Below are 20,374 nucleotides of genomic sequence, written 5' to 3'. Positions count from 1 at the left end.
TGGAATTGTAACCCAATTATAGATTTTATTTTAAAATATTCATGAATTAACCAAAACGATCAGAAAAGGGATACTGTAATACTACTAACTTTAATAAAACAAAGATTGACAATAAATCTTCAGGCAAAAATTGTATGTTTACTTATTCATATCCCAGTCTATATTAAATTGTAAACCTAAAATAAAGTATTTTCAAAATGAAAAGAACTGGATTCCTCCTATTAATTTTTCTTTGGATACTACCCAAAGATCACTTTTCGCAGAATACAGATCTGGTTCCAAAAATAGATACTCTTGAGGCAATAAACATACTTAGTAAAGCCAACACTTTATTCGATTCAAATAATTTTGCTAAATCTTCAGAGCTAGCTGAAATTGCTTATCAATTCTTTCAAAAAAGGGATTCAAAATCATCCCCTGACCTTGCGGAAGCTGCTTATCAATTGGGCAGATCGACTTACAGACTTAAAAATTATATCAGAGCAAAAGATTTATTAGTTGAAGCCATTACAATCTGGGATAAATATTATCCAACTTATGAATTAAAGAAAGCAAAAGCTCTGTATTATATGGCTTATACCGCATTCCACACGGGTAAAATTAGGGAAGCAATTGATTATAGCAAAAACGCTCTTTCTATCCAAAATTCTAACTTTGCCAATTATTCAGATATTATAAAAAGTTATTTATTAGTTGCTCAATTATACAATGATTACGTTAGTTTTAAACTAGCTGCTACATACTATGAACAAGCATTTGAATTGATAAAGCCAGAATTTGGAATTGAAGATAAATATTGTATTTCAGTCTTAACTCTATTGGCCAAGAACTATAAAAATCAGGGTATGTATTTACCAAGCATTTCTCTAAACGAACAAGCTATTTGGTATTTGGAAAGGGGGAAGAGCCAAAAAGACAATAAAACAACGGAGTGCCTTCTAAATATTGGGGAAGCATACCAGTCTTTAAATAAAATTGAACTGGCTTTATCCTATTATCAAAAGGGATTAGCGTTTAGTTTAAAATTGAACCCAATTGACTCCATAATGGTTTCCTATTGTTATTCAAGAATAAGCGATGCCTTTTATACGCTGGGTGATTTCAAAAATAACATACTCACATGTCATCAACAACTTGAAATGATGAGCGGGTTCAAAAAAGATGAAAGGTACAGATATACATGTATCAATTTAGGTAAAGCCTATTTTAATAATAAAGAATACTCCTTAGCCCAATCTTGGTTTGAAAAAGCAATTGCAATCATTGGAACACCATTAAATAGTCCAGATTCTTCAGCTCTTGCATCTACACAACTGTATATTGGAAGAGTAAAAAGGGCCCTTAAAGAGTATTCTTCATCAGAAACTATTTTAAATTCTTCAAAAAATATAATTAGAACTCTTTATGGAATCGAGTATGATGGGCTGTATACAGTAGAAGAAGATCTAGGAGATCTATATGCTTCCTATTTCATAAAAACAAGTGATATGAGTTATTTAGTTAAATCATCAAACCATTATGATTCAGCAGCTCTTCGAATTCAAAAAAAACTTATTAATAAAAAAGATGCAACTGAGATTAGAAAATTTCTAAAAGATGCAGTTAGCATTTTTGAAAAATGTATATCATCCCATTTAAAATTAAATCTTCAAAAGCATCATGATTCTATTCTAATCAATCACATATGGGAATTAAATGAATTTTTACATAGTTACTTACTTTATTATCAATTTAAAGAAAATAACGCAATGAATAACTCCGGGATTCCGGCTGATTTGTTAGTTAAAGATTCTATGTATAGGTCAGAAATTACACGCTTAGAAAAACATCGGAATGATCTATTAGATAATGATAAATTTTCAATTACTGATACAAGCATATTGAAACTAAATTCCACTATTTTTAAAAACAAATTACAAAGACAAGAACTTATTACAAATCTTGAAAATTCTTATCCAGATTATTTAAATAAAAAATTTGATCACAAAATTGTTACCATTCCACAAGTAAAAACTTTACTGAATTCAAATCAAACACTATTAGAGTATTTTTGTGGTGACTCGTCCGTTTTTGTCTTTATAATTCAAAACTCAGTTGTGAAAATCAAGGAAATTAAACTTGATTTTCCGATAATAAACAGCATAACCAATTTGAATAAAAGTATTTATACATTTCATACTTCAAAAATTCGAACAGAAAAAATGTATAAAGAACAATTAAATAAATATATTGAATCTGCAAGGTATCTATATAATTTATTATTATTACCTATCGCTGAGTATTTAACACCAGAATTAATAATAATTCCAGATGCTGTTTTAGGAAATCTACCATTTGATGCATTATTAAGCTCACGCCCTAAAGACCCAACAAATTTCAAAACCTTTCCATTTGTAATCAATCAACATTCAATTCAATATTCGTTTTCTTCTGGCATGTTGCTAGAAATGAGTAGGGTTAATCCGAACACAAGGAATACAAAGGAATTCTTAGGTTTCGCTCCATTTTTTGACAAAAATATTTTAGGCCCTAATGATGTAATTCAAAATGAAATGGCAATACGTTATGATCTTACAAATTTGCCAGATTCAGGCGAAGAAATTATACGCGCCAAAAATAAATTCCCTGATCAATCCATGATATTTACAGGACATGATGCTACCAAACAAAAATTTGAGCAACTTTCCAATAATTATAAAATCATTCATCTCGCAACACACGGCAAGGCAAATTACAATGATGGCAATTTTTCCTTTATTGCTTTTTCATCTCAAGATAGTCTGGAAAAATATGCATTATTATCGGTAGCAGAATTATATAATTTGAAATTAAACTCAGAAATGGTAATATTGTCAGCTTGTGAAACAGCCAATGGAGAACAGCATCATGGAGATGGAATTGTTAGTATAGCAAGTGCATTTGCCCACGCAGGTGCAAAAAGCATTGTAGCTTCATTATGGAAAGTGAATGACAAATCAACCATGCAGATTATGGATTTGTTTTATACAGAATTGAAGATTGGCAAACAAAAGCATATTGCACTCGCACAATCTAAACGTAACTATTTAAAAAACCATCCAGGTCAAGCTTCTCATCCCTTCTTCTGGGCTGGATTCATTTCGATTGGAAATATGGAAACTATTCTAAATTAATCTTAGATTTTAGTGCAATGGCTTGATCTCTGAATTGAAAATCTTGATCGTCAATCATGGAATTAATCAATTGCTTCGTTGCTTGAATATTGTTTTGAGCTAGTTGACAAAGCATGAAATTAAAATCTGCTTCAGCTTTAAACTGATAACTTCGTTTTAGCAAATTAAAATCAACTGTTGCCTTATAATATATACCCATTTTAAAATAAGAGATTGCTCGGATAAAAAGCAACTCTTCATCATCCTTAGGAATTTTTAAATTATCAAGATAGCTAAGGACTTCCTTATAATTTTGAATTTTAAACTCAGCCTTTGCCAAATCAAAAGGGTCCAAAACATTTGTACTATCTTGATTCTCTAGTTCCCTTAAATTGGCCAGCATAGGCATAATTATAAACACCGAGGCAATTTTCCTTCTTTCAATAATTTCAGTTGATGGACTTTCAATAGGAAGCTTTTCAATGGAAGCTAAATTCTCAATAGTATCCATTGAGTTGTTTTTAATACTCAGACTATCTGTTTTCTGTTGATTTTGATTTATATTTTCCTGAGCCATTTGTCCATTTCCTATGGAATCCTTTCTAAAAATAAAAAACCAAGATCCTAAAATGACAATCAGAAAAGATGCAGCGATTCCTATAATCCGCTTTAAGTTTAGAATAATATTTTGTTGTGAATTATATTCTAAGATCGATTTAACTTTAGTATTAATACGGTACGCCTCTAATCTCTTTATAATTGCTTTATGTTGATCCACTAAACGGGCTAAATCCTGATTAGTTTTCAATTCATTTTCAAATTCCTGCTTTTCTGAATCCGTCATTTGTCCCAATAAATAAGCCTCTATTTTATCCTCTTGATTGTTCATTTCTAATATTATTTAAGGATTTATTTTGCGTCAATTCTACTAACTTTCTCATGCATTTAGATCTATGATTTTTAAGCGCATCAACCGTTGAATACTGAGTCAATCCAGTATTAATAATCTCGGTATCTTTATATTCGTATAAATATTTTAAACGTATTAATTTTTGACAATTACTATCTAATTTCAATAATAATTTATTAATTAAGTCTTCATTTTCGCTTCCCATATAATCCATTTCAAAGAATGGTTCAGCAACCGCATCTAAGTCAAAACTTTGGTTTTTAGATTCTTTGAGGCTATAATTCCGAACTTTATTTTTAGCTACTTCAATCACATAGGAGGCTGGATTATTCTGTTGGAAGACATAACTACCCTCTCTAATTTTCAAAAGTAATAAAGTAATACAATCACAAATTAGTTCTTCAATATCTTCATCTGTAAGATTATACTGCTTTCCCAATTTATAAATTGTAGCAGAACATTTTGAGTATAAAAAACGAATCGCAAAACCATCTTCATTTTTCAAGCCATTATATAAAGTAGCATTGTCCGAATATTTACTATTGACTTTGCTGGAATCTCTACCAAAAAACGCCTCGAGAATTCTACTCATAGATATACCATAAAAATAGTTAGTTTAACAATATTGAAATACCACCTGATTTTCATACATATATTTTGAATTCCAATAAAATGTAACCCAAAACACTAAACAAGTTACAAAGTAGTCAATTTTGAGGATTTAATAACTTCGACAAATCTATGACCCAATAAGGCTTTTATTGTTTCGGGAGTCTGCATCAGAATGAAGAATAAGGATTTTGTATAGCAAGCAAGGTGCTTATAAGACCAAGCTTTTAATCTTGTTTCTGCCTGAAAATTTGTTGAGCTTCTGCTACAAACAAGCCGGCTATTTAGACCGGCTTTTGAATTTGTGGCGGAGGCAGGACTCCCTGCCTGACATTGTCGGGCAGGCAGGGAACCTACGTCCGCCAGCCGGCGGATATGAGCCTTCACTATTCATTCTTTTGAAAAGTAAATTGGAATGCATTGATTTCTAATAAATTGCCTTCCCTGGTAGGATTTTAATTCCTTTTCTCTCTGAAATGCTTCTGCTTTTGTAGAAAATATTTCAGTGTAAACAACAAACCAAGGTCTGAAATTTTTAGTCCAGTCTTTAGTACTATACTGATTGTGTGATTGAAAACGAAAAATTAAATGATTGGTATATCCAATGTAAATCTTATCATACCTGGATGAATATAAAACATAAACTGTGAATGGATAATCCATAAAAAAAAGCCGGCTATTTAGACCGGCTTTTAAATTTGTGGCGGAGGCAGGACTCGAACCTACGACCTTTGGGTTATGAGCCCAACGAGCTACCAACTGCTCCACTCCGCGATTTATTTATTTTCAAGTTTAACTTTTAAACCTAACTCGAACCTTCGTCCGCCAGCTGGCGGATATGAGCCCAACGAGCTACCAACTGCTCCACTCCGCGATTTATTTATTTTCAAGTTTAACTTTTAAACCTAACTCGAACCTTCGTCCGCCAGCTGGCGGATATGAGCCCAACGAGCTACCAACTGCTCCACTCCGCGATATGAGGGTGCAAAGTTACGCTATTTCTGGTAAATTGACGAACTAAAAATAAAATTAAATACTAATCGACTGTGAATGAATGTCTTATTTTTAATATTATACTAAACTATGAATTCAGGTATCCGGCAATCTGTTACTCAAACACCACAATCCTGCAACATGTTGGGACAGTTTTGTGCAAGCAACCCATTGGAAGTTGCAATTTGTAAAAACCCATAGCAAACAAATAAAATACAATTCATTTGATTCATTGTATGGAGGTAACCTTCAATACAGCCTTCGGATAAGAGTTCTCCAAATTACAAATGGATGCCTAAAGTATTCTTATTAATTTATTTTTATCAATTCCCTCCATATCTTAATAGCGATTGTACAAGTAGTTATATGTAAGCATTGTTAATATGTCTTTTTAGGGTATTTATTGAAATAAACAAGTCCTGGCTGATTTGCTGATAGGTTTTACCGGCAAAAATTAAAAACAATACTTCATATTCTCTTTAAGACAATGGACTCAACAATTGGGAATTTATTTTTTGCAGATCGAGTTCTGTAATTTGCACATGGTTGCTGTTTGCAAATTTGATAATGAAATTTCGAGGGGAGTCATTAATGTTTCCTCTTGGTTTGCTTTTGCCAGGACCATCGCGGTTCGAATCTTGACAGTGGAAGCAAAAAATCGTCCATTTTTAAAATCAATAGCCACGAGTATCTTTAATGACATGGCTTCCGAATAGGAATCCGATTTATGGATCAGTTTAGTTAAAATTTGACCGGCATCTTCCGCTTTGTCTCCTTCGAATTATGCCTTTGTAAGGTAAACATTGCATAAATTTTCCAGTTTGGATGGTTTATGCTTTTGATAATAGCTAATCCATTATATACAATGCCGACTGTGCATTTTCCGGACTGTTGGCAATCATTTTCATAGCGATCGATTCTAATTGAAAACAGTCTGATGGTGCAATTGATTCTGAGCTTATGTTCTAAAAAACAAAAGGCAGCAACAAAAAATCGGAAGGCTTATTTTTTTTAACTGTTTCAATATGGCTTAAAATCTGAATCCAGAGATAGTTTGAGGTAACAGGTTTGCTATAACCCTTCAGGGTGATATTGAAAAAACTAAAACAAATCACCCTTTGGGGTGAAAGCATCGCTCTTATTTAAGTCTAAATTTGTATCATTAAAAAAATATATATGAAAAGAAATTTTACCATCGTATTTATTTTAATAAGCCTGTTTCAGGTATATAGTCAACGTCGTTTCGATGTTCAATTTCCTGTAGATGGCCGAATGCGCGAGAGCATCATTGTAATTCCCAGTTCAGCACCACCACCTGGTGGTTATCCGGTTATTTTTATGTTACATGGCACCAGTGGAGATGGTGAAAAATTTTATAATTTATCAGGCTGGAAAGAAGTTGGAGAAGAAGAAAATTTTATAACTGTCTTTCCATCTTCTTTGAGTTGGTGCTTTGTGGAAGATGGTATTGAGAAAAACAATACCCGTTGGGTAAATGGAAATGTTACGGATTTCCCATGTGCCGGTCCACCTCAGGATTATGTAGATGATGTAAAATTTTTAAAAATACTTGCCAAGCGAATTTCTGATACCTTTTCTGTAAATCAATCTATGATTTTCTGCTCCGGTTTTTCGAATGGTTGTTCGATGATCCACAAACTGGCTATCGATGCCGGGGATGTTTTTGCTGCTGTTGCAGGAACTAGTGCAAATTTGACGGTTGGAGATTCTGCTCGTCCACTAAATAGAATACCAATATGGTTAATGGTAGGAACCCTGGATGACCGGTTTATTGTTCCCCCATTTAATGAATTGCCATTTGGTGGCGATTCGATCTTAGGCTATTTAAAAAGTTCACTCAACCGGGCTTTGGTTTGTCAGGGATTGGATACCGCATTTATTAAAATTGAAAAGGATAGCGCACACACTTATCAGTTCTCAAAAAGTTTAGCTGGTGAAATTTCCAAACCCTATATCTTCACCTTGCTAAAAGGCATGGTGCATGAATATCCCAATGGGGCAAATTATCCTGTAAGTGCACCTAGAATATTCTGGGAGTTTTTTAAACGTTCGGTAACAGTGGCAACCGAGCATCAAAATCCTGGATCTATTAGGATCCATGCCTATCCAAATCCTTCAAGTGAACTTGTCACGATTTCAATTCCTGAATATCACGGAAAATATAATTGGAGTCTTTATGACACGCAAGGTATTTTACGTTTAAATGGAAATCAATCAAACGGTGCGTTAGTACAAATCAAAAAATCAGAATTGGGAACAGGTTTATTCCTATTTCGAGCAGACCTTGGCTCTACCACATTTAATCAAAAACTTATTTTTAATTAATGAATCTGAATCATATGAAATTTAATCTCAGTTGTATTGTTTATTTGAGTTGCTTCGCAAGTCTTTTTGCTCAAACACGTTATGATATAAATCTAATTTCTGAAGGCCGTCTTAGAGAAAGCATCGTTGTTAAACCAAATAGCCCGCCACCGATTGGTGGATATCCCATTGTTTTTATGTTACATGGCACAAATCAGGATGGTGAATACTTTTATGATATTTCTGGTTGGAAAGAATTGGGCGAACAAGAAAATTTTATCACCGTTTTTCCTACTTCTTTAAGATGGTGTTATGTGGATGATAGTATAGAAACCCATGGTTTAAGATGGGTAAACGGACAAGTAACGGATAACCCATGTTCTGGACCACCACAGAACTACATCAGTGATGTCAATTTTCTAAAACTGTTGGCTAAAAAAATTGCAGACACGTTTCCGGTCAATCCAACAATGATTTTTGCATCTGGTTTTTCAAATGGAAGCGGAATGATTCATAAACTAGCTATTGATGCGGGAGATGTATTTGCCGCATGTGCGGGCTCTGGCTCCTTTTTACCAGTAGCTGATTCTGCAAAGCCTGTCCATCGCATTCCCGTATGGGCCATGATGGGAACAAAAGATGACAAATCAATAAGACCCCCCTTCACTGAAATTCCATTCGGAGATGACTCGGTTTTAGTCTATTTTTACAGACCACTTCAACGAATGATTGATTGTCAGGGTGTCACTCAAAATTTCACAAAATTTGAAACAGCCATCACACACAGCTATGATTTTAAAGAAAGTAATTCCGGAGACACCGGACAATTGTATCGATTTACATTGGTTAATGATATGTTCCATGTGTATCCAAATGGAAAAAATTTTAAGTTGGAAGCCGCTAAATTGTTTTGGGAATTTTTTAAATCCAGTGTGGTCGTGAAAACTTTAGAACATTCAAAATTAAATCAGACAGTCCATGCATTTCCCAATCCTTCCTCAGACATCGTACAAATTTCAATCCCTGAACATCATGGAAATTACTTTTGGAAACTCCAGGATGCTTCTGGAAAAATACGAATCAGTGGTTTACACAACAATGCATCAGAACTTCTAATAAAAAAATCTGAAACAGGCATAGGATTGTTCATTTTATCAATACAAACAGATCATCAGTTATATTTAAATAAAATTATTTTCAATTAAAAAAACAAATAACTATTAATCATGGAAATTAAATACTTTACGATTATTTGCTTATTTCTTTTTTTTAATTACAGTATTGCACAAGAACGGATTGATGCAAACCTTTTTATAAATAATGAACATCGTGAATTGGTAATTTTTAAACCATCCGGTAATCCACCTGCTGGAGGCTATCCCCTGGTCTTTATGTTGCACGGTACTAATCAATCCGGACCGCAATTTTACAATATATCTGGTTGGAAGGAAGTGGCAGAACGTGAAAAATTTATAGTAGTTTTTCCTACTGCACTCATTTATTGCACTATTGAAGGGATAGGCACAAAATGGAGTCATGGCAATACGCTTTCTGTTTTATGTCCAGGGGATACATTAAGAGATGATATCCCTTTCTTTTATAAAATGATCGATACTATTTCAACGATAATCCCCATCAATACAAAAAAAATATATGCCTGCGGTTTTTCAAGCGGAGGTACGATGGCACCTAAATTGACAATAAAAATGCCAGGTATATTTGCCGCGGCTGGATGTGGCAGTGGTAATTTGGATTCCAAAGATTCAATGCTGATGGATCCGAAGGTTCCTACCTGGGCCATTCGAGGTACACACGATCATAATTTTCCAGAAAGATTTGGAAGACCCTGTCCATTTAATGATACTGCATTAGCATGGAATGCAAATAATATTGATAACCATTTAGGTTCTATGGGTTTAAGTTGGACGTTTAAGAAAGATTCCAATTCTTATTACATAAATTATACGTTTACGGATCCATTACCTGGGGCAAGTCCTGCATTTTTCAGATGGAGTATTTTTTACGGACTGGAACATGAATTTTTTAATGGCACAAATTATTTAAACAACATACCAAATCCACCGATTGAGGCTGAATTTTTCTGGGAATTTTTTAAATCTGTATCCAGAATCAGTTCGACAGAAAGTAAGGCAAAAGATTCTTCCCTGTTGATTTATCCCAATCCATCTTCCGATGAAATAAACATTCGATTTACAGGAATCATGGATTCACCATTACAAACTTTGCAAGTTTTTAATGTCCTGGGCCAACAAATTTATAAACAACAAACACCTACGACAAGTCCCATTATTTTAAAAAAATCGATAATCGGCTCCGGCATCTTTTTATTGCAATTAACAACTGAACATCTAAAAATAAATCGAATGATCATTTTTGATTAATTGCCGATGATACCTATTTAATACCTACTAAAGGCAGCCCCAAATTTCATAGAAACTGGGGCTGTTTTTTTTAAAAAAACCAGTTGAAATACTTAGCAGCAAATCCAAATTACATTTGCAAACAAAATCTAACTGATGAGAAGGGTTATGGCAGTACATCACACCATGTTTTTAACAAAAGATTCGGAGATTGACTGAGATTCTCATAATTTTAGAGATTTCCCCCACCATCGAACTAAATTAGTCATCCATTGTTATTTACACAAGAAATTTATTTATAAGAATGAAAATCATACTTTTTTTAATATTAAGTCTTGCAAATTGCAATGCCCCAGCCAAAACTGTCCAAAATACTGAGCCTATGTTACAATCGACTCCTATGAATCAAGATCTTAAAGAATTGCCTGATAGTTTAGAAATAGCTACACTTGGTGCAGGCTGCTTTTGGTGCGTAGAAGCCATTTTCCAAGACTTAAAAGGCGTTATGAAGGTAGAATCAGGTTACAGTGGGGGAACTATTAAAAATCCTTCATATCGCGAAATTTGCTCTGGAACAACAGGGCATGCTGAAGTGTGTCAGATATATTTTGACCCAAAACAAATTTCGTTTGAAGACATCCTGGAGGTTTTCTGGACCACTCATGATCCGACTACATTAAACCGTCAAGGTGCAGATTCAGGTACACAATACCGTTCTGCAATTTTTTATCACTCAGAATCTCAAAAAACGGTTGCACTAAAATCAAAATCTGAAATCGCTACTAAAATCTGGGATGATCCAATCGTAACTGAAATTAGTCCATATTCCCAATTTTATGTCGCTGAAGAATATCATCAAAATTATTATAATGAAAATGGTACAGCACCCTATTGCCAAATTGTAATTGCTCCAAAAGTTAAAAAATTCAGAGAACACTTTTCTGAAAAATTAAAAAAATGAAAGATCCAATTTCATACAATCCACTGAATGAAGAAGAAAAATTCATCCTTCTAAAAAAAGGCACAGAAAGAGCTTTTACAGGAAAATTTTATGACCATCATGAAACCGGTACCTATGTTTGCAGACAATGCGATGCCCCATTATATAAATCTGAATTTAAATTTGATTCGGGTTGTGGTTGGCCAAGTTTTGATGATGAAATACCAAATGCTATCCGCTACCAAGAAGATGCTGATGGACGTCGCATAGAAATTCTATGCAATCATTGTGGCGGACATTTAGGTCATGTATTTAAAGGGGAGCGCTTTACTCCAAAAAATATAAGGCATTGTGTTAATTCAGCTTCACTAGACTTTATAAAATAACACTCCAGAGATAGAATTCATGCCAGTTTAAAGAAGGCTTTCATTAAAGACTGTAAGTTGTTTTTGATAGTTTTCATAAGTTGAATATTTAATTCCAATTCTTTTGAAATTCGGTTAACTTTTGATTGATAGCATTCTGACAAATTGTTGTCAATTCTTCTCCTGAATTACCCTTTATTGGTTCAAAAAAATGTACATATACATCTGTTTTCCATTTTGAAAATGTCTTGAAATATTGTTTTAACAAACTTTCTTCATACCAGAAATCCGTTTTTGGATTTCCCATTTCAATCGCAAATGAAACAATCTGTTTTTGCGCCGCTGCAGCTGCTTCAAATGAACCCTTCTTAAAAGCTAAGGTCTTTAGATCGGTAGAAATAGTGCCTTCTGGAAAAATTAAAATAGATTTATTCTCTCGCAAATATTTTTCGATTGTCTCTCTTGTTTGATTCCGACTTTTCGAATTGGAACGCTCCACATAAATTACTCCTGAAAGTACAGCTCCTGTATGCACTAATGGATAACTGGATACTTCAGCCTTACTTACTGCATATCCATTGGTAATAAAATTAAAAGCAATGACAGGATCGATTAAAGAACGGTGATTTCCAACAAACAAACTGCCTTCCAATAAGTCAATTTTACCTGTAGTATGAAGTCGAATGCCGAGAATCCAAATAGCAAGTCGACACCAGGAGGTACGCACTCGAAATGCAAGATTCTGATCGGCAAGTTTTAACTTTATTAATAATAATCCTACCCCAACATACAAAGCCATTGTTGAAATGATTCCTAAAAATCGGAATGCAGCAAGTACATAAGCAATAGATTTAATTAAAATCATTAATTACTATTCCAACTATTTCATTAATTCTAAAGCTTTATTGACCTCCTTCACGGGTAATTTGCACACTTTATTTCGACAAACATAAATGTAGCTTTCTCCTTCCTGTAGTTTTTCTTTTAGCAATTCCAAACTTCCTTCTGTAGCACCTCCAAGAAAAATTGCATTAGGTATATATTTCGACAATAAAGCTGAATGCAACTTATCATATTCTTTTCCGACGATTGCAACTTCATATAAGGGCTTAACAAAACCCAAGTGAATCCGAAGCCAGTTACTATAAAAAACAGGATCAGACGAGGCTTCACTTTCTAATATCCCTGCAAGCATCTTTTCACTTCTTTGTAAATATTCTTTATTATATAAAAATAAGCCCAGTTTATGCAAAACATCGCACATCACTGAATTTGAAGAAGGAATAACCTGGTCTACTACTTCTTTTTTACGAGCTATCAATGCCGGATCTCCGGAAGAATTATAATAAAAATATACCTGTTCTTCATCTGAAAAATGTTGCAACACCCCATCACAAATTGACTTTGCTAAGTACAACCAGCGTTCATCAAAACTTACTTCATACAATCGTAAAAAACATTGCATGGTCAATGCATAGTCATCTAAAAATCCAAAGCTTCCCTTTTTTCCTGCCCCAAAACTCCGATAGATTTTAAAATCTGGAGTCATCATTTGATCATTTAAAAAATTGGCTGTTTGTAATGCCTGTTCTAAATATTTCTTATCGGAGAATGCTGCGTAAACATCACATAAAGCTGTCACCATTAAGGCATTCCAAGCACTAATCATCTTTTTATCACAGTTGGGTGCGGTTCGTAATTTTCTAGCGGCTAATAATTTCTGCTCTGCCTGTTTAATTAGAATGCTCAATTCAGCTTCTGGTAATTTGTATTTTTTTGCTAGATCTGCAATCCGTTTAGTTTTAAAAAGCACATTTTTTCCATGCTCCCAATTTCCAGATTCTGATAAATTATATAAATCCTTAAATATGGTACAAATCTTTTCATCTGAAATAATTTGCTGAATTTCTGAGTAGGTCCAAACATAATATTTACCCTCCTCTCCTTCTGTATCAGCATCAAAAGAAGAATAATAATAGCCTTCTTTCGCACTAAATTCTGTTTTTAGAAATTGCACTGTCTGTTCAATGATTTGCTTGTAATCAGCTTCAGGATTTGATTTATAGGCATTGGCATAAATACTGATGAGTTGTGCATTATCATAAAGCATTTTTTCAAAATGAGGAACTTTCCATTTCGGATCTGTAGAATATCTTGCAAATCCACCTTCTAGTTGATCATAAATTCCTCCATTCATGATACCGGACAAACTCGTATTTAACCATTTGCTTGTATTCTTGTCACTTGAAAAATGAACATACTCCATAGCGTATTGAAGAAGTGGTGGTATTGGAAATTTAAGGTCCCCCTTTTTTCCACCAAGACTCATATCCAGATTTGGAATAATTTCAGCTTGAAATTTATCAATATTTTTTAGTTCAAACTTTATTTCATTATTTGATAGTACAAACCGATGATCTGCTTGTAAATGGTTACCTATTTGGTATGCCATTTTTTGCAACTCATTTTGATCTTCATGGAATAAATCATTGATTTGTTTCAATAAGCTCATCCATTCTTCCTTTTGCATATATGAGCCAACCCAAACAGGTCTTCCATCGGATAGCGTAATTGCATTTAATGGCCAACCACAAGAACCGTTTTGATTTGCAATTTGGCATGCTGTCATATAGATATTATCAACATCCGGTCGCTCTTCTCTATCCACTTTAATAGAAACAAAATGTTGATTCATCAACCGACTTACAGCGGTATCTGAAAACGATTCATGTTCCATTACATGACACCAATGGCAGGATGAATAACCAATACTGATTACCACTAATTTGCCTTCAGTTTTCGCTTTATTCAATGCATCATTAGACCATGGAAACCAATCTACTGGATTGTAAGCATGTTGCAATAAATATTCAGAATGTTCATTGATTAAATGATTCCCTTTTTTATCTACTTGCTTTTGTTCTGTTTTGCAAGAAGCTGTTATCAAGATGCTAATCAGAAACAAGCAGAATTTATGATATTTAAAAATTGTCGCCATTTGATTTGAAAGCTTAGGATAAAAAGATTAAAATATTAAACATTGAAATATAGGTAACCAATAGATTTGAAAAACAATTTAATGAATCCATTTACAAGTAAAACAAAATTTGAAACAAGTGCACATTTAAACATACAAATCATTGGATAGTTTATTGGACAATCCTCTAATAAAATGCAATGAAACACTAAATTTTAATCAAATAATGTTAAAGCGCTCAAAGATCTTTACTTTTACTTAATTCGCAGCATACGAACTCATAATTCTATCATAATGTACAAGATATCTATTAAAATGATATATTTATACTACTATTTCAAATCGTATGAGTTGGAGAAGATTAAACGGAGACTTGATCGAGGAACCGATTATCCAATCGGTTGAAAATACAATTATCAGGGAACAAGAAGCAGGATTTAAGCTTAAATTGTGTATTGGAACTGATAGTCAATCCAGAAATAAACATGTTGACTTTGCCACCGTAATTGTATTTTTAAGGGAGGGTCGAGGTGGATTTATGTTTATTCATCACAGCAGCTATAAAGGAGAAATGAAAATTAAAGAACGGATGATTACCGAAGTTGCAAAATCTATTGAAATTGCATATCAACTTTGCGAAATTTTAGAAAAATATAATATTGCTTTGGAAGTACATGCAGATATCAATACAGATCCAAGTTTTAAATCGAATACAGCTTTAAAAGAAGCTATGGGCTACATCCTTTCTATGGGTTTTATATTTAAAGCTAAACCTGATGCATTTGCTTCATCCTATTGTGCGGATAAAGTAGTTTAAACGTTCTTTTCGTGTTTTGGAGTATTCACAGTTTAAGCTTTTACAGCTTGAAAAATAGAACTTTCTTACGCATCCTATAATTTAATTAAAGAATTCAAACAAAGTTTCATTGAATACGGAATGAGTACGCTTATTAATTCTTTATAAAATTAAGTTTTTCAATGGTATTATCACCCGCACTAATTTCTAAAAAATAAAATCCTTTTGCATAGTTTGAAACATCAAAATAGAGATCTTTTTCAGGTTTGTCCAGTGTAAAAAGATAGGTATTTACTTTCTTTCCATAAATATCATAAATATTCAATTGAACATCTCCGTATTTATTTTCCGTTTCATTATGGATAATAAGCAAATCAGAAGCAGGATTTGGAAATACAGAAAACCGGTTTGAAATTTTTGTATTGCTTTTCTGTTGGATGGAAATAATTTTTGAATATTCAAATGTCCCATCTTTTTCTATCATTTTTAAACGATAATAATTAACTAAAGTGGGGTTGGTATCCAGAAAACTATAATCTGCAATTTCATTGCCAGTTCCAGTATTTGCGTTTAGTGGATCTATGGTACCAAGCATTTTAAAAGATGCCACATTGGTATTACTTCCTTGCAATTCAAAATGCGAAAAAAAGCGATCAGAAACGGCCAACCATTTTATTAGATTTCCTTGTTTTGTTGATTCTCCATTAAAAGTAAGCAGCTTCACAGGCAATACCGCACCACAAACAACGACTGCACCATTTCCATTTGGTCCGCCATCTTCAGCACGCATAATATCACCGGGACAAGCAGGATTTTCCCAGGCACCGGTAGAACCATCGCCTGTAATCGTAATTTTTGGAACATATGCGGTTGGAGCACTTACACTGCAATCAAATTTTGCTACAAAACAAAAATCTAATAAATCGGGAAATGTAGCTTGAGGTGTACCCAGTCCATTATCTCCATAATTATTAACAGGGTTCCCATCCCCTTCATCTACATAAAAACCTGGACCAGGTAAAAAGTAATTTCGGGCTTTTGCTGAATCCAAAAAAATCCAAAATCTACTTCCATGTTGTGCAGGTTGCGAACCTGTCGGTCCTTCACAAATCATAGCGCCTTTTGGCAGGTTATCCCAACTTACAAAAATGCCATGAACCCAGTTTGTATTGACTTCAAAGAACTTTTGCAGATCAATACAATATTGAATTTTAATTTTACCAGTTGCCGGATCTTCATAAGTTCCCTGACCACCATTAGAATCGAATCCATTCAGGGTCACAGAACCTGATGCGCATTGGGAAAGCAGATTTTTTTCAGGAAATAGAAAAAAACCACTAAATACCAAAATAATAAATAAACCAGTTGATCGCATAGGTTTTGAACTAATTGTGTCAAAAAAAAGGAATGGACATTTATTTAAATCAAAAAATATGCCAAAGAACAAACACATTCCATGTATTAAATAAATTTTAATATGTAAATTACTGGTTATTAAATGTATATAATTACCGACAAAGAGTAATAAGTAGTGATAATTAAGTGTGTAAGAAAGGTTTCCTAAAAATGGAACGACCTATGAAAAGTATAATTGATCAAAGTTAATAAATACAAATGAAATATCAAAGCTTTAAATTCAAGGATATAGACAAATGGTCCAATTTTTGAAGTAAAATTGAATTAAGAAATCAGGATGCAACAAAATCCCACATTTATTCAGGTCTTTGTAACTGGTGGCACCTTTGATAAAGAATACAATTTTGTCAATGGGCAACTTTTCTTTAAAGATACCCATTTACCAGAAATGATGGATCGAGGTCGTTGCACCTTAAATATTGATATTAAAACCCTGATGATGGTTGACAGTCTTGAAATGACAGATGAAGACCGAGAAATAATCATACATAATTGCAAGAAAAGTGCTTCTAAGCATATTCTCATTACCCATGGAACAGACACTATGAATTTAACAGCAAAGGCCTTGGCGGAAAGTTCAATCCTGGATAAAACCCTGGTCATAACCGGGGCCATGATCCCCTATGCTTTCGGCAATTCCTCAGATGGTTTTTTTAATCTTGGAAGTGCATTAGGTTTTGTTCAATGCCTTTTACCAGGAGTTTACATCGCTATGAATGGTCGATATTTTGAATGGAATCAAGTGCGAAAAAATACGGCCACAGGATTTTTTGAACCCATATTCATATGACAAATACTATCCATTCTCGACAACTTAATACAGCCAATATCAATGCTATTAAGTTAAAATTCACTTACATTTGCATAACTAATCTTTTTTATATGAAACATCTTCTGGTTGTATTATTCGTTCTATTTTTAAGTTCGACCGGACTTCAGGCTCAGTATTTTGATTTCAAACAAGGATTCATGGCTCGAAAGACGTTTTTTGATTATAACACATTTAGAAATAAAGATGCAGCTGCTTTCAGAGATTTTCAAAATGGATTTGAAATTGCTTATATTCGTAATTTTAATCATAATTTATCTATTGCAATTCCATTTGGATTAGGTATTTACAAAGACAGTACAAATTCGGAAATTAAAGATCCTTTTTTTAATTTTGGTGGACAAGCTGCGCTTCATATTTTAAAAAGTAAATGGGCAAATCCTTTTATCACTGGAGGTGTCAATTTTGTATTTCCAAAAGTTGGTGATGTTGGCATCCAGGTACCTCTTGGAATTGGTATTCAATTTATGTTACATCCTCAGGTTTACCTTCATTGGCAATCTGATTATCGCTTAGATATTGCAAATTCAGAAAATCATATACAACATCATCTAGGTTTTATTTATTTGTTGGGCAATTCAAAAAAGCCAAAGACTGTAATTTTGGAAAAACCAGATTCTGATAAAGATGGTATTATTGATGAACTTGATTTATGTCCAAGTGTCGCTGGACTGCCTATATTTATGGGATGTCCTGATACAGATGGTGATGGCATTGAAGATTCAAAAGACAATTGTCCGGATATGAAAGGTAAGCTTGAATTTATGGGCTGCCCAGATTCTGATGAAGATGGTGTTCCTGATAATATCGATGAATGCCCAAATGTAAAAGGAACGAAAGAAACAAATGGTTGTCCTGAATCCGACTTAGATGGCGATGGAGTGCCAGATAAAAAAGATAATTGTCCAGATAAATCGGGACCATTAGAGCTTAATGGTTGTCCAGATTCAGATGGTGATGGTGTTTCAGATAAAGAAGACCGTTGTCCAAATGTAGCTGGCTTAAAAACAAATGCAGGTTGTCCTCAGGACACAAAAAAAGATAGTGATTCAGATGGCATTCCTGACGATGCCGATGAATGTCCATTTACAGCAGGTTTAGTTCAATTTAATGGATGTCCTGATACGGATGGAGATGGTGTTATGGATAAAATAGACAGTTGCCCAACAACACCTGGTCCTGCGAATAATAAAGGTTGTCCGGTTATTGAAAAAGCAGATAAAGAAACCCTTGATTTTGCAATGAGAGCGGTACAATTTGATCTGGGAAGAGCAACTTTAAAAACAGAATCCTTCAATATTTTAGATAAAGTTGCTAAAATTATGAAAAAATACCCGGATTATAATTTATCCATTGCGGGTCATACAGATAACTCGGGAAGTGCTCCATTTAATCTTGATTTATCAGAGCGGAGAGCAAAAGTGTGTTACGAATATTTAATTTCACAAGGGCTTTCAGTTTCAAGACTTAGCTATGCTGGTTTTGGTTCTGCTAAACCAATATCAAGTAACAACAATGAAACCGGAAGATATTTGAACAGAAGAGTTGAATTTAATTTGGTGCCGAGATAATCCGACACCAGGTTTTTAGAAATTTGTACTTGTTTCCATTCTGAAAAAAATTTATCTTTTAACTTTTAATAATTATGGCTTCAACCCATCTATTAAATGGATAGTACTTATTTATATTCTTCTGAATATTTAGATTAAAATTTGAAATAGACATTTGGGTATTCTTCTTCCATAAACATTTAGAAAGGTAAATTTATAGCCTTCAGATTTTGATCAAATATATTTACACAAAAACATAAATTCTTTACCTGAATTTGGATTTAAATTCAGAGAGAAACGATACATTCTCAATAAATGCATTCAAAATTTAACGTATTTAAACAACGCAGGTCAAGGATGAGACTTAATGAATGCCCTAGGATTCAAGCAAGAATTTAGGGCATTTAAGAACTATAAAGCTAATTAATCTAGATTTTGTAAATAATCAAGGAGTTTTTGGCAAAAATTCTTCAGTGCTATCGTCTGAAGCATACAATTCACCAGAGATTCTTATTAAATCGGTCTCAAACGAACCGAGTCAATGCTTTTAGATTATCTTTGCGCCTGTTTTTAAAAATTAAATAATGGCAAATACTTCGGATATAAGAAACGGCTTGTGTATTAATTATAATAACGATATTTACGTGATTGTTGAATTTCAACATGTTAAACCTGGCAAAGGAAACGCCTTTGTAAGGACCCGTTTGAAAAGTTTATCATCTGGCAAGGTTGTTGAAAATACATTTGTAGCAGGTCATGATATAGATGATGTTCGCGTGGAAAGACGTAAAATGCAATATCTATATAAAGATGAATCTGGATTTCATTTTATGAATACCGAGACTTTTGACCAGGAAGCTATTAATGCAAACTTGATTGAAAACGGAGAGTTTTTAAAAGAAGGTATGGAAGCTGAGGTATTATACCATGTAGAAAAGGAAATACCACTTACGGTAGATCTTCCAGCGCATGTGGTAATGACTGTCGTCAACACAGAGGCTGGAGTGCGAGGAAATACTGCTACCAATGCTCAAAAAATGGCTACCTTGGAAGGTGGTGCCCAAGTAAAAGTTCCCCTTTTTGTAGAAGAAGGAGACCATGTGCGAGTAGACACCAGAACTAAAGAGTATATTGAACGTGTAAAACAATAGA

At 33.6% G+C, this 20,374-nt stretch carries 17 protein-coding genes and 1 tRNA gene; 10 read left to right on the top strand and 8 right to left on the bottom strand.

Annotation, left to right across the window (positions count from 1 at the left end):
- The first annotated feature begins 197 nt into the window (after window positions 1-197).
- On the top strand, window positions 198-3,152 hold the full coding sequence (locus IPO86_07090) for a CHAT domain-containing protein (GenBank protein MBK9727865.1): 2,955 nt from the start codon (window positions 198-200) through the stop codon (window positions 3,150-3,152).
- On the opposite strand, the gene IPO86_07085 is transcribed toward IPO86_07090, so the two are convergent.
- The 5 genes from IPO86_07085 to IPO86_07065 form a co-directional block, all read right to left on the bottom strand.
- Window positions 3,139-4,020, bottom strand: a complete 882-nt coding sequence (locus IPO86_07085) for a hypothetical protein (GenBank protein MBK9727864.1) — start codon at window positions 4,018-4,020, stop codon at window positions 3,139-3,141. The genes IPO86_07090 and IPO86_07085 overlap by 14 nt on opposite strands.
- Window positions 4,001-4,633 (bottom strand): sigma-70 family RNA polymerase sigma factor, encoded by a 633-nt coding sequence (locus IPO86_07080; GenBank protein ID MBK9727863.1) that lies wholly within the window; start codon window positions 4,631-4,633, stop codon window positions 4,001-4,003. The genes IPO86_07085 and IPO86_07080 overlap by 20 nt, the downstream gene beginning before the upstream one ends.
- A 407-nt stretch (window positions 4,634-5,040) precedes the next feature.
- Window positions 5,041-5,313 (bottom strand): GIY-YIG nuclease family protein, encoded by a 273-nt coding sequence (locus IPO86_07075; protein ID MBK9727862.1) that lies wholly within the window; start codon window positions 5,311-5,313, stop codon window positions 5,041-5,043.
- Between the two features lie 38 nt (window positions 5,314-5,351).
- Window positions 5,352-5,424 (bottom strand) — tRNA-Met (locus tag IPO86_07070).
- A gap of 581 nt (window positions 5,425-6,005) precedes the next feature.
- A complete protein-coding gene (locus tag IPO86_07065) occupies window positions 6,006-6,107 on the bottom strand; it encodes a hypothetical protein (GenBank protein ID MBK9727861.1) in 102 nt (33 codons plus the stop codon).
- A 712-nt stretch (window positions 6,108-6,819) separates the two neighbouring features.
- Here IPO86_07065 and IPO86_07060 point away from each other — a divergent pair.
- From IPO86_07060 to IPO86_07040, 5 genes are all read left to right on the top strand, one after another.
- A complete protein-coding gene (locus IPO86_07060) occupies window positions 6,820-7,989 on the top strand; it encodes a T9SS type A sorting domain-containing protein (protein ID MBK9727860.1) in 1,170 nt (389 codons plus the stop codon).
- A 14-nt stretch (window positions 7,990-8,003) separates the two neighbouring features.
- Window positions 8,004-9,173, top strand: coding sequence for a hypothetical protein (locus tag IPO86_07055; GenBank protein MBK9727859.1), 1,170 nt, complete (start codon window positions 8,004-8,006; stop codon window positions 9,171-9,173).
- Window positions 9,174-9,194: 21 nt separating this feature from the next.
- On the top strand, window positions 9,195-10,370 hold the full coding sequence (locus IPO86_07050; protein MBK9727858.1) for a T9SS type A sorting domain-containing protein: 1,176 nt from the start codon (window positions 9,195-9,197) through the stop codon (window positions 10,368-10,370).
- A gap of 283 nt (window positions 10,371-10,653) precedes the next feature.
- Entirely contained in the window at window positions 10,654-11,310 is a 657-nt protein-coding gene (gene msrA, locus IPO86_07045) for a peptide-methionine (S)-S-oxide reductase MsrA (protein ID MBK9727857.1), read from the top strand.
- Window positions 11,307-11,675 carry a methionine-R-sulfoxide reductase gene (locus IPO86_07040; GenBank protein MBK9727856.1) on the top strand — a complete coding sequence of 123 codons (369 nt, stop codon included), beginning with the start codon at window positions 11,307-11,309 and terminating at the stop codon, window positions 11,673-11,675. The genes msrA and IPO86_07040 overlap by 4 nt, the downstream gene beginning before the upstream one ends.
- A gap of 88 nt (window positions 11,676-11,763) precedes the next feature.
- On the opposite strand, the gene IPO86_07035 is transcribed toward IPO86_07040, so the two are convergent.
- Complete coding sequence (locus tag IPO86_07035) at window positions 11,764-12,519, bottom strand: 1-acyl-sn-glycerol-3-phosphate acyltransferase (protein ID MBK9727855.1); 756 nt, start codon at window positions 12,517-12,519, stop codon at window positions 11,764-11,766.
- Window positions 12,520-12,534: 15 nt separating this feature from the next.
- On the bottom strand, window positions 12,535-14,652 hold the full coding sequence (locus tag IPO86_07030) for a thioredoxin domain-containing protein (GenBank protein MBK9727854.1): 2,118 nt from the start codon (window positions 14,650-14,652) through the stop codon (window positions 12,535-12,537).
- A 325-nt stretch (window positions 14,653-14,977) separates the two neighbouring features.
- Here IPO86_07030 and IPO86_07025 point away from each other — a divergent pair, with 325 nt between their 5' ends.
- Window positions 14,978-15,448 (top strand): hypothetical protein, encoded by a 471-nt coding sequence (locus IPO86_07025; protein MBK9727853.1) that lies wholly within the window; start codon window positions 14,978-14,980, stop codon window positions 15,446-15,448.
- 133 nt (window positions 15,449-15,581) lie between these two features.
- Here the strand turns inward: IPO86_07025 and IPO86_07020 are convergent, their stop codons facing one another.
- Window positions 15,582-16,802 carry a T9SS type A sorting domain-containing protein gene (locus IPO86_07020; GenBank protein ID MBK9727852.1) on the bottom strand — a complete coding sequence of 407 codons (1,221 nt, stop codon included), beginning with the start codon at window positions 16,800-16,802 and terminating at the stop codon, window positions 15,582-15,584.
- Window positions 16,803-17,120: 318 nt separating this feature from the next.
- On the opposite strand from IPO86_07020, the gene IPO86_07015 reads away from it, so the two are divergent.
- From IPO86_07015 to efp, 3 genes are all read left to right on the top strand, one after another.
- Complete coding sequence (locus IPO86_07015; GenBank protein MBK9727851.1) at window positions 17,121-17,633, top strand: asparaginase; 513 nt, start codon at window positions 17,121-17,123, stop codon at window positions 17,631-17,633.
- Window positions 17,634-17,725: 92 nt separating this feature from the next.
- Window positions 17,726-19,243 (top strand): OmpA family protein, encoded by a 1,518-nt coding sequence (locus IPO86_07010; protein ID MBK9727850.1) that lies wholly within the window; start codon window positions 17,726-17,728, stop codon window positions 19,241-19,243.
- A gap of 563 nt (window positions 19,244-19,806) precedes the next feature.
- Window positions 19,807-20,373 (top strand): elongation factor P, encoded by a 567-nt coding sequence (efp, locus tag IPO86_07005; protein MBK9727849.1) that lies wholly within the window; start codon window positions 19,807-19,809, stop codon window positions 20,371-20,373.
- Window position 20,374: the final 1 nt, after the last annotated feature.

Source organism: Saprospiraceae bacterium (assembly GCA_016717265.1).
Lineage (GTDB): Bacteria > Bacteroidota > Bacteroidia > Chitinophagales > Saprospiraceae > Vicinibacter.
This window is presented reverse-complemented; position numbering and strand designations above follow the sequence as displayed.

What these genes read in the sequence shown, in the direction of transcription:
- IPO86_07090 (MBK9727865.1), top strand. Translation starts at nt 198, where the DNA reads ATGAAAAGAACTGGATTCCTCCTATTAATTTTTCTTTGGATACTACCC.
- IPO86_07085 (MBK9727864.1), bottom strand. Translation starts at nt 4,020, where the DNA reads ATGAACAATCAAGAGGATAAAATAGAGGCTTATTTATTGGGACAAATG.
- IPO86_07080 (MBK9727863.1), bottom strand. Translation starts at nt 4,633, where the DNA reads ATGAGTAGAATTCTCGAGGCGTTTTTTGGTAGAGATTCCAGCAAAGTC.
- IPO86_07075 (MBK9727862.1), bottom strand. Translation starts at nt 5,313, where the DNA reads ATGGATTATCCATTCACAGTTTATGTTTTATATTCATCCAGGTATGAT.
- IPO86_07060 (MBK9727860.1), top strand. Translation starts at nt 6,820, where the DNA reads ATGAAAAGAAATTTTACCATCGTATTTATTTTAATAAGCCTGTTTCAG.
- IPO86_07055 (MBK9727859.1), top strand. Translation starts at nt 8,004, where the DNA reads ATGAAATTTAATCTCAGTTGTATTGTTTATTTGAGTTGCTTCGCAAGT.
- IPO86_07050 (MBK9727858.1), top strand. Translation starts at nt 9,195, where the DNA reads ATGGAAATTAAATACTTTACGATTATTTGCTTATTTCTTTTTTTTAAT.
- msrA (MBK9727857.1), top strand. Translation starts at nt 10,654, where the DNA reads ATGAAAATCATACTTTTTTTAATATTAAGTCTTGCAAATTGCAATGCC.
- IPO86_07040 (MBK9727856.1), top strand. Translation starts at nt 11,307, where the DNA reads ATGAAAGATCCAATTTCATACAATCCACTGAATGAAGAAGAAAAATTC.
- IPO86_07035 (MBK9727855.1), bottom strand. Translation starts at nt 12,519, where the DNA reads ATGATTTTAATTAAATCTATTGCTTATGTACTTGCTGCATTCCGATTT.
- IPO86_07030 (MBK9727854.1), bottom strand. Translation starts at nt 14,652, where the DNA reads ATGGCGACAATTTTTAAATATCATAAATTCTGCTTGTTTCTGATTAGC.
- IPO86_07025 (MBK9727853.1), top strand. Translation starts at nt 14,978, where the DNA reads ATGAGTTGGAGAAGATTAAACGGAGACTTGATCGAGGAACCGATTATC.
- IPO86_07020 (MBK9727852.1), bottom strand. Translation starts at nt 16,802, where the DNA reads ATGCGATCAACTGGTTTATTTATTATTTTGGTATTTAGTGGTTTTTTT.
- IPO86_07015 (MBK9727851.1), top strand. Translation starts at nt 17,121, where the DNA reads ATGCAACAAAATCCCACATTTATTCAGGTCTTTGTAACTGGTGGCACC.
- IPO86_07010 (MBK9727850.1), top strand. Translation starts at nt 17,726, where the DNA reads ATGAAACATCTTCTGGTTGTATTATTCGTTCTATTTTTAAGTTCGACC.
- efp (MBK9727849.1), top strand. Translation starts at nt 19,807, where the DNA reads ATGGCAAATACTTCGGATATAAGAAACGGCTTGTGTATTAATTATAAT.